The 10,051-nt window shown below is 40.5% G+C and carries 8 protein-coding genes and 1 pseudogene; 1 reads left to right on the top strand and 8 read right to left on the bottom strand.

The genetic code is table 11. The features are described from left to right. Positions 1-76: 76 nt before the first annotated feature. From NSB03_RS18980 to NSB03_RS19015, 7 genes and pseudogenes are all read right to left on the bottom strand, one after another. A pseudogene (locus NSB03_RS18980) lies at positions 77-208 on the bottom strand (carboxypeptidase-like regulatory domain-containing protein); the annotation flags it as partial. Positions 209-716: 508 nt separating this feature from the next. Next, positions 717-2,276: an ATP synthase subunit B family protein gene (locus tag NSB03_RS18990; RefSeq protein ID WP_135039400.1), complete on the bottom strand. Its 1,560-nt coding sequence runs from the start codon at positions 2,274-2,276 to the stop codon at positions 717-719. Further along, positions 2,251-2,676, bottom strand: a complete 426-nt coding sequence (locus tag NSB03_RS18995; protein ID WP_004307631.1) for an ExbD/TolR family protein — start codon at positions 2,674-2,676, stop codon at positions 2,251-2,253. The genes NSB03_RS18990 and NSB03_RS18995 overlap by 26 nt, the downstream gene beginning before the upstream one ends. A gap of 4 nt (positions 2,677-2,680) precedes the next feature. Further along, positions 2,681-3,127, bottom strand: a complete 447-nt coding sequence (locus NSB03_RS19000; protein WP_024988646.1) for an ExbD/TolR family protein — start codon at positions 3,125-3,127, stop codon at positions 2,681-2,683. Then, entirely contained in the window at positions 3,111-4,496 is a 1,386-nt protein-coding gene (locus NSB03_RS19005; protein ID WP_135039399.1) for a MotA/TolQ/ExbB proton channel family protein, read from the bottom strand. The genes NSB03_RS19000 and NSB03_RS19005 overlap by 17 nt, the downstream gene beginning before the upstream one ends. A 344-nt stretch (positions 4,497-4,840) precedes the next feature. Next, on the bottom strand, positions 4,841-6,409 hold the full coding sequence (locus NSB03_RS19010) for a PD-(D/E)XK nuclease domain-containing ATP-binding protein (RefSeq protein ID WP_128824507.1): 1,569 nt from the start codon (positions 6,407-6,409) through the stop codon (positions 4,841-4,843). Between the two features lie 188 nt (positions 6,410-6,597). Next, the gene (locus tag NSB03_RS19015) at positions 6,598-7,899 is read right to left on the bottom strand and encodes a DUF3874 domain-containing protein (RefSeq protein ID WP_135039398.1); all 1,302 of its coding nucleotides are present in this window, start codon (positions 7,897-7,899) and stop codon (positions 6,598-6,600) included. A gap of 324 nt (positions 7,900-8,223) precedes the next feature. Here NSB03_RS19015 and NSB03_RS19020 point away from each other — a divergent pair, with 324 nt between their 5' ends. Then, the gene (locus NSB03_RS19020; protein WP_004307636.1) at positions 8,224-8,862 is read left to right on the top strand and encodes an HU family DNA-binding protein; all 639 of its coding nucleotides are present in this window, start codon (positions 8,224-8,226) and stop codon (positions 8,860-8,862) included. Between the two features lie 218 nt (positions 8,863-9,080). Here the strand turns inward: NSB03_RS19020 and NSB03_RS19025 are convergent, their stop codons facing one another. After that, entirely contained in the window at positions 9,081-9,836 is a 756-nt protein-coding gene (locus NSB03_RS19025) for a hypothetical protein (protein WP_024988644.1), read from the bottom strand. Positions 9,837-10,051 lie beyond the last annotated feature (215 nt).

A 10,051-nucleotide genomic window follows, 5' to 3' on the forward strand; every position in this document is an offset into this window, starting at 1 on the left:
TTTGTTAGTAATTGGTTATGCCGCAAAGATATGCTGGGTTGCGATGCGTGTCAAGGCGGAAAATAGAATGGTTACCACATTTTGGACATGTACCTAGGCAATCTCCCCGATATCTACATTTAGATGTTACAAGCTTTATGTCATTCGCTTCCGCTATCTGTTTCCGGATTGTCTTCAATATCCGGCACTTTTGTTTACCTTCTTTCATCTTACCAAAACTTACGTCACATATTCTTAAAACTATCAGCCTCACATACTGTCAGATACAATAACTCTTTATCAAATTACAAAGTTGAACATCCATAACACATCTGTTTTTAATTAACAGTGGCAAAATAAGGAAAATAAGAAGAATAAAGAAGAGAACTGTGTACCCAAAAAGTTTACATTTTTTCAATATCCCCTAAAGTATCCGAATAATATCGAAAAAAGTTACAATGAAGAATCACTGATATTTTGAGAAGTAACATAGTATTGATATCAGAATGAGAGAAAATTTTATAGATATTACTTCGAGAACAACATAGCTGCTCTGCAAACCAAGTAATAGACCGATTTTGACGGTATAATTCTTTTTGTATCAACTGACCTATATGTACCATGTTCCATCAAATTCATAAAAAGAAAGTTATGGAAGGCACATAAAGTCTTCACATAACTTCTACCAATAATTAATCCTTAAACAATCTTTCTATTAAAACTAAACACACATCTATCTATTTACTTTGGGGAATAATCAAAAAACTAAACCCACACGGCCCGCCACCTCCATTTTCCAGCCGGACCAAAACTTTATTCCACCCCTGTCGAAACTGAAAAGGAGCGATATGTTCATCAATATTATACCAACTAGTTCCATAGTCACGCCATACATCCTTGCCGTTAATCCATACACGTCCGCTGTCATCCGTACCAATAGCCACCAGCATTGTAGTAGCTTCATCAAAATAAAGCTCGGTATAAGCATAGTAAGTTGAATGTCCGGTAGTCACAGGTGGCACATTGTGCATCGATTCACTTTGCATAAACTTCCAACGTAGCGTCCCGTCAAGCTGTACCTCGTCTCCGATAACTTTTAGCGGATCGGAATCCGTTTCCGCAATTCCTGTTCCTATCTGTCCATCAGTATATACAGCATCAAAGTCAATAGAAACTTCAGGTGGATGAACGATGGAAAAATCCTCCCGGCCGAAGCTCTCCCACGGTCCAATCATATACCATGTATTGATATAGAGCCATCCCTTACGTTCTGCATCTTTAGAGAAACGCCGTCCGGGCAACGCTTGTGCTTTCACCATTTCCTTACTCAACTTCGATCCAGAATAAGCACTGAACGTTCCCTTTCCGCCTCCGGAAGCAGAAACCTCTCCACTGCCTCCCATCCCCATACCAGTTCCGTTCCCATTACCGCTACCATTGCCTCCGGGACCTCCATTCCCCGGACTGCCAGTACCTTGTCCCATTCCGTTTCCAAGATTACCAGCCTGACGAACTGCCCCGAACAACCCTTCCAAACGAGATTGTGCCAACCCTGCCTGACGAGTAGCTTGTCCGAGCAACCCACGATAATTATTCAAATCAGCAGTGCTCTTTATTTCCAATCCTCCACTAGCATTACTGCCTGCCGAAGTTGCCCACTCACTATCCCTTGACTGCATTCTTATCAATTCATCAAAACTCGGCATACGTGAATTACCCGCTTTCAAAGAACTATACACTTCAGGAAACGACTGTCCCTTGGATAAAGACTGTTTAGCAGCACTCACAGCCAAATGACTTTGTTGAATTTCAGCCTCATAGTCACGTAATACAGCATAAAGTTCTTCGACAGAAGCATTATCTGACGGATTTCCTGCTCGAGGAATAGCCCGTGCTTTCGATGTATCATTCGCATCAGCAGGTGCTCCCCACGGCAGTTTTCTTTTCTCCACTTTCGCCAACATATCGTCTTTACGCCGTCTCATTGTTTCAGCCATCGTTTGAAACTTCTTCACCTGCTCTTCCAGATTCTTCTTTACCAAAACTTCCGACTGTTCTACCAACTGTCTGGCATAATTAGCAGGTAGTGCCCGTTGTGCCTGTTCCTGTTTTACCTTTTCCGTCAAACTCTTTCTGGACTTTTGATTTTTCTGCTGTTTCATTTGCAAAGCTATCACCTCCTGATCCGGAGACGGCATCTTCCAAATATAGAGTGCTCCGCCCACAAAACAAATCAATGCTATCATCCATGATAGGATAACCGTCAGACGGCTACTCCCTGTTGTAGTTTTCGTCATACGTCCTGATTCCTATATTAGTTAAGTTATAAAACTGGCAAGCATCCATCACTTCTACAAAACGTCCGAACGGAGTATGCCTGTCCATATCAATACGAATACGCTTTCCCGGGTCAGTGATACATGTCTGCCGTAACTGTTCCATCATAAAATTGGTAGAACAAGGTTGCCCATCCCAATAAAAATTACCATCGGCATCCAATCCGACAATAGCCTGCTTATCATCCGGCTTCAATTTAACAGCCGATTGTGAAGTTGGCAGATCAACGGGAATATCCCTATTTTTCACTTTCGTCATGGTAGATACCAGAAAGAAAATAAGCAGAAGAAACACACAGTCGATTAAAGGAGACATAGAAACTTCCGGTTCGTCCTCGTTATTAAATAATGATAGTCTCATAGGCTTAATAAGGTTTGCTTCCAAGGCGTACACGTGTATGTGTAAACCCCTGTATTTGACATTGGTCGAATATCTCTATTACTGTACTTACCGGTACAGTACGATAGGCCGTCACATCGATATTTGTTTCCACTCCCCGACTATTGCGTAATTCAGAAAGAAAAGCGCTTAAATCTTTTACAGGCAAGTAAATACTTTCCCCCGAATAGGCATCGTGTCCTACTACCTGATACACATTCTTCTTTTCGTCTACTGCGATAATCACCGCTTCCTCGCCTGCCCGTGTAGTGGAAAGGCTTGAAGTCATTGTAGGAAGCGTTAACGGAATCTGCATTTCCCATTTTTTCATCATCGTAGTTACTAAAAAGAAAATGAGCAGCAAGAACACACAGTCTATCAAAGGAGACATTTGCACTTCTACCTTATCATCGTCATCATAATTCAGTCTCATTCTTTTCCTCCTTGTTGTCCAGATACAATTTGGTAATCACTTCTTCCACTTTTACCTCTACCAGTGAAGCCATACGCATGATACGATTCTTGATAATAAAGTATAAAGCAATGGCAGGAGCAGCTATAATCAAACCGGCAGCAGTTGTTATCAATGCTTTGGAGATAGAATCAGACAAAATAGAGGCACCACCTTCATCCCCATATAAAGCAACCAGGCCAAACGCCTCGATCATACCGACCACAGTACCTAACAAACCAATTAACGGAGCCAATGAAGCGATAACAGAAAGAGGATATATACGTGCCAAATGTGTACGAATATCACGTGCAGCCATGTCACCTGCCGTCTGGCTTACAGCCTCACGCCCGGCTTTTACATGCTCAAAAATAAAACGCAGTGAGTTCGCTAGCGTAGAAGGATACTTGTCACAAGCAGCCAATGCTCCTTTCAAATCCCCATTTGCCAAACATTCATTGACACTTTTGCACAAAGGTTTCGGAGCCAGGCGACCTTGACGCGAAGTTATCAGTCTCTGAATTGCAATTACAAGAGCTATCAATCCCAACAAATACAATGGATACATCATTGTACCACCTGCCTTAATCTGTGCTCCCCAGTCGATTTGTACTCCCTGATCAGCAGCGATACTATCTGATGCAGCCTCATCATACATCAACTCATCATCTTCCTCCACTGCCGGAACGGCTGTTGCAATTTCACTCGGAAGTACTTTCGGAGCATTTCTTATATCATCCTGCGTTCTTGCCAGAAAGATTTCATCAAAACCTGCATCCCGTCTTTCAGGACAAATAAATGACATTCCGGTTAACGTAATATTACCGAAATCCTTCCAAAGGTCGCGTGTCATCACCATCCAGTGTCCAGGCTTGTCACCAAGATCCAGACCTTTCAACTGGTTTATCAAATCTTTTGGTTCTCCGGCGATATAAGTAAAATCATATTTCTTTCCTTTTTGACTGACTGACTTTTCGGAAACATGAAATTTCATTCCGATCTGCTCTCCACCCCATTTCACCCAGGCAAAAGTAATATAACGATACTCTCCCGGTCCCGGGTTTTCTCGGATAGGGATGGATAAACCTGTCATTTCTGCGGGACTTTTAGCAGCTCCTACATATATATAGTTTTCCGTCTTCTTTGAGTACCCTCCTTTCCGAACATACTTATTATCTTTTACCCATTGCGCCCCATCCGGCAGTTTAGTACTAAACAGTTCATACAGTCCTTTACCGGATTTACCATTCGTTTGTGCCGAAAGCGGGGTAGTAAACAATAGTATTGCTCCCAAGATGCATACACCCACTATCCCTTTCTTTAAACCAAATTTCATTTTTGTGTAATTCATGTCTATTCTTTTTTTATTATTAACTTTAAATTTATAGCCAACGTAAGTCATCGAACTAATTCACAATGGCAAAGTTCTTAAAAATAATAGAGAAACGGGTACTCTAATCATTCAAAAAGTTCCAAATTTTTAATATACGGCTTTATAAAAAGTCCGATAATCATTCAAAGAGGGGCAAAAATAAATCATGCCTGAATCTTCCTTCACAAACAGTTGCTCATACGCTATAAATTAAAGGGGATGTGTCAAAACTAAGACACATCCCCAACATATAAGTAAGCCGCATACCTAAACTGTCAAAGATTAGTGTATGCGGCTATTCGAAATCAATAGCACTTGGCATCTTAAGAATTATCTTCCACTATTTTCCATTCCACAATTCCACGTATCTCGGAAGAAAAGTTCACACCGATCTTATATAATTTACGGGAATCCTTGGCGAAAGGCAAAGCATACCCTTTTTCCTCTATTTGACGTAAAGCCTCGTCAGCACTACCATCCAATTTCAGTTCCATCACATAGATATAGTCTTTGGTTTGCAGTACAACATCGATACGACCATTGCTGGTAGTACGTTCTACATCTGTATAAAATCCCAGCATCTTAAATACCAAGTACATCGCATTCTGAAAATAAAGTTCCATCTTCCCCACTATCTTATAGTCGGTATCGGCAAACATAGATTGCAGACGCTGCATGAAACTATCAGGCTCTCCTCTCTCGATATCCATAATAAAATTGGTAATGAGAAAACCAGTTTTCTCTTCTTCTACCGGTGTATAAAAGGGAACTAAGTACTTTATGAAACCTGTCTCCACTTCCTTGTTTGGGAAACCCAGCCGATAGATACCGAAACGGTCATCATATCCTTTTATCGTCAAATATCCGCTTTGGTAAATAACCGGAATAGGGTTGCGCGACATAGAATCGATACTATTCAGTAAATCGCCCGAAACCTGCTCCTCGGTAATCCTATCCAACCTATAGTTGGAATGTTTCAGCAGATAAACCAAGAAAGACGGAGTACCTGTCTCAAACCAATAATCGGAAAACTTCAGCTTAGACAACGTATTAAAGATACTGAATGGATTGTAAAGTCCTACGGTATCGTAATCGAAATGATAACCGTCATACTGTTCTTTCAACTTGACATAACATTCCTCTTTCGTCAAGCCGTTCCTTTCACCCAATAATGCCACATCGCCATCAAAGTTTTCATGAAGCTCCTTATCCGTAATGCCGCAAATATCCATGTAACGATAGTCCATCGATATATCATTCAGATTGTTCAAATCACTGAATACGCTCACCTTGCCGAATTTCGTCACACCGGTTAGGAAAGCCAGCTTTATATATCTATCCTGCGACTTGAGTACGGAATAAAAAGCTTTCAACAGATTACGATATTCCGCCTGTAATGTCTCGTTACCGATAGCCTGCAACATAGGCTTATCGTATTCGTCCACCAAGATAACCACACGATGCCCTGTTTGCTCGCAAGCACGTCTTACAATCCCTTCAAAGCGCAACGGCAAAGAGGTCTCCACCGCCCTTGTACCATAAAGTTGCTCCCAATAAGAAAGAGTACTGTCCAGCCGTCTTCGCAAGCTATCCGGTTCTTTGTAGTTCTCCGTATTCAGATCCAGATGCAGGATAGGATGTTCTTCCCATTTCTGTTCCAGCTTCTCAATGGCAAGTCCTTTGAAGAGTTCTTTCTTTCCGCTTAAATAAGCTTCAATGGTAGATAACAGCAGACTCTTCCCGAAACGGCGGGGACGGCTAAGGAAATAATAACGACCGGTAGTCGCCATCCTATACACCAACGCTGTCTTGTCTACATATACATAACCGTCGTTTATCAAACTCTCGAAATTCTGTATACCAATAGGAAATTTGCGTATCACACTATCCATAGTTATTCTTCATTTAATAATTATTCAAAGATAAACATTATTTTCGAGTGACACTCTCACATTCCAAGTAATTTTTATAAGCCCTTCATCTTTTCGCTACAGAACCCTATCCATAGGCTAAAGCGGGTGAAGGTCTCCCCCCCTTCACCCAAGCCGTCACTCAAGGCATCACCCAAAACGGTTCTCTCTTATCCAATTTTTACCACCCGATATACATTTCCATACTTTGTATGCTTTCGTTCAATCCCTGCCGCTATCAACACCTGCGCCAAACTTGCCGGATTTGCACCACGCATAGCTGCAGGATTCCTCCTTTTTAAACATTGAAATATATCGGCCGCAGAAAGAAGATCACACTCCTCTCTTCTTTCCGCCGACCGATAACAAGCACGCAACACATCTTCCACTGGCCCTTGACGGTAAAACGCCAGATTGCTTTTTTGCAATTCCTGTTCTTCTTCTTTCGTAAACCAATAACGTTGACCGGACAGAATTGCCGTTTTCAACTGTGCATAAAGTTGTTCATGTTCAATCGCTTCACAATCAATCGGGTGCTCTACTTCCACACAAATAAACCTGCGGCTACCAGTCGGGTCAGTGAGCAAATCTTTCCTGTTAGACGTACCAATAAAAGAAGCTATTCGAGGTAAGGCACGATAGTTCTTCTGATAAGCTTTGCACAAACTCAATGAAGCCATCTGCATCAGATTCTTCAACAAAGGCATTTTTGCAGGAGAAAACTTGTCAAATTCGTCCAAATTGAGAAGTCCCATCTCCGCCAGTCTACGCTCCACCTTTCCCTGACTTGCCAAATCCACCTTATCCATATAATAACGCCGAAGCGCAGGAGGGAGTAAAGACTTACAAAAAGTAGATTTAAAATATCCCTGTTCTGTACTAATGAGCAAGGGAGCTACACTATTCGCATGATCTCCCATTACCCCCATCCATTGTGCCGTCATCCCCAATATCCAAATGCGGAATCCTTTTTCCCACAACGGGTTTCCAGAAACCCGTCGTGCCAATGCGGACACACGGTCTATACCATCCCACTCCGGCAATTCATCCAGATACAGCCTGAAAGGATGATATTCTGCTATGCGAGTGGAATAAATGCAACGCGACAAATCACGTTCCCAGCATGCAATACCAGCCTCATGCGCTTCCAGGCAAATCGTATTCAACACACGTTGATTGACAGGCTGAAATCCCTCGTTCATCCGTTCCAACAAACGAAATTCAGTTTCTTCCGTCAGAACATTATAACGAAAATCATAATGAGACTTCAAGAAAAGACCTACACTTTCAGTCAACAGTTTTGTTTTAGAAAGAGAATCCCTCTCTTTTATCTCCTTTCTCTCTTTAGGCTCTTCATAACAACTAACCGAAGACTTTGATGCGTCTTCCATTAATCCTTCACACTCTCCGCTTTTATAAAAGCTGTTTACAAACTTCTGCCATAATGAAAGCAGCACACTTTTCTTGTCCATAAAATTTCGTTTTTAGTATTTAATGGATGCGAATATAATATCCGAAATATGGGATTTACAACTTTTTAATCCCTTCATTTTTATAAAAATGAACTTGGCGTTTTACCTTATTATTTCTTGTTTATCTCCTAATTAAACCTTATCTTTGGTGCCGACATTTATAGTTTATCACAATAATGATAATATCTTATCACAGTAATGACATGCATATATCATGTTAATGATAAGCACTTATCGCAACAATGATAAATAACAGATATCAAGAAGAAAATTAAGAAACATCAAAAAGATAATCTACAAACATCTAAAGAAAAAAGAAAGACTATGGCAGTACAATTTGAACTATATAAGACTCCGATGCCGAAGGAGAAGAAAAACAAGGTAAGATATCATGCGCGTCCGATTAGTTATGAAACAGTAAATACGAAAAAACTGGTTTACCGGATTCACGATCGCTGTTCATTAAGCCCGTCTGATGTGACAGCAACTTTGGAGGAACTGAAATACGAAGTGGCACAGTGCCTTAAAGAAGGGAAAAAGGTGCATATCGACGGATTGGGATATCTACAAGTAACTCTTTCCTGCGAAGAAGAAATACGGGATCCTAAAGACAAGCGAGTACATAAAGTAAAGCTGAAAGCAATCAAATTCAAAGCAGACAAAGAACTGAAAGCCGAACTTTCCGATATGGAATTCCACCGTTCGAAATACAGGCCACATTCTGCCGGGCTTTCCGAAGTGGAGATAGATATGGAATTGACAAAGTATTTTGCAGAAAACCAACTGATCACTCGGAAAGACTTCCAGTACCTCTGTGGAATGACACAAATTACTGCATACCGCCATATTAAAAGATTGATCGCAGAAAAGAAGTTGCAAAACAAAGGGACTACCCACCAACCCATTTACACACCCGTTCCGGGCAATTACAGGGTTTCGGTGGCTGTGAAATACAAAGAATAAGAAATGAAAGAGCGGGTGAAACTCTAACCCTTCACCCGCCTTCTCCCTTCCAATAAGGGTTTCACGAAAATGTGAAGTAAGCCATCAGTATTGAGTCGTTATATAATTATGCTTCGGTATTACAAAATATCATTAGCCTGATGAGCTTCAAGAGCAATGGCAAAATATAATAAATCGGATGGTAGTCCTTTCCTTTGAATCGACCATGTCTATTTACATTATCTTCTTAAATAATCCTCCAATAGTCTCATACCCAACTCGTGTTGTGGCGTTTCACAACAATAATAAGGCTTGTTATTCACAAAGAAACAGACACGTGGATATGTTCTCCCTCTGGTCAGAATGAAAAAAGAACCATCATCAGAATGTTCTCTTGCATATTCAAATTCTTTATGTCCCGGGTCTTGTGGGGATACTACAATAATTTCCCATCGTTCAGGACCTTTGGCATTTCTCAATTTCTCAATCACCCTATCAGCATATTCTTGCCCGAACAGTTCAACCTGGTCTCTATACATCCGAGGATTAGTTTCTTTTGTAAAATTACTCCTGTCTGTATATAAAGCATAGAAGTACAGAGTCTCCCCTTTTTCATTCTGTCCATAGAAGCTAGCAAAATCTTTTTGAGGCATCAGTATTTTATCAGAATCTGTAATAGATGGTAAAGATGGCGTATCAATTACCGGTACAAATTTTATAGTAGAATCTATTAAAGGCAAAGACAAGCCTTTTCTATGACTATACCATTCTCTGGCTATATTAAGTTTTAATCGTTCAAGTACAGTATCTTGAGCATTTTTATCAATCTCAGTGAGTAAACTACATCCTGGCGTTAATTGATTAATCGCACGAGTAACTACCATATCCTTTTTTATTATTTGTTTTGAAGCACTGTCAGCGTATACACCTTGTTCACTGCATGAAAGACACACAAACTGAACAAAAAATAAGATTAACAAATATATTAATTTCATAATATTACTATTTACTATAAACCATTGAATATGTATTGTTTGAATCAGAAAGAGTGAATTCTCTCTCAAATCCAAAACAAAGAATCCATCAGATAGTACATTGTGGTAAACTCATATTACACCTCCCTTCTAGTATCCGTAATCATTCTATTTTCCGCCACGACAATTTTATCGGCTGTTCTTCAGCCGATAAAATAAAAATGCCCGCAAGAAAA

It is taken from the genome of Bacteroides acidifaciens, assembly GCF_024623065.1.
Lineage (GTDB): Bacteria > Bacteroidota > Bacteroidia > Bacteroidales > Bacteroidaceae > Bacteroides > Bacteroides acidifaciens.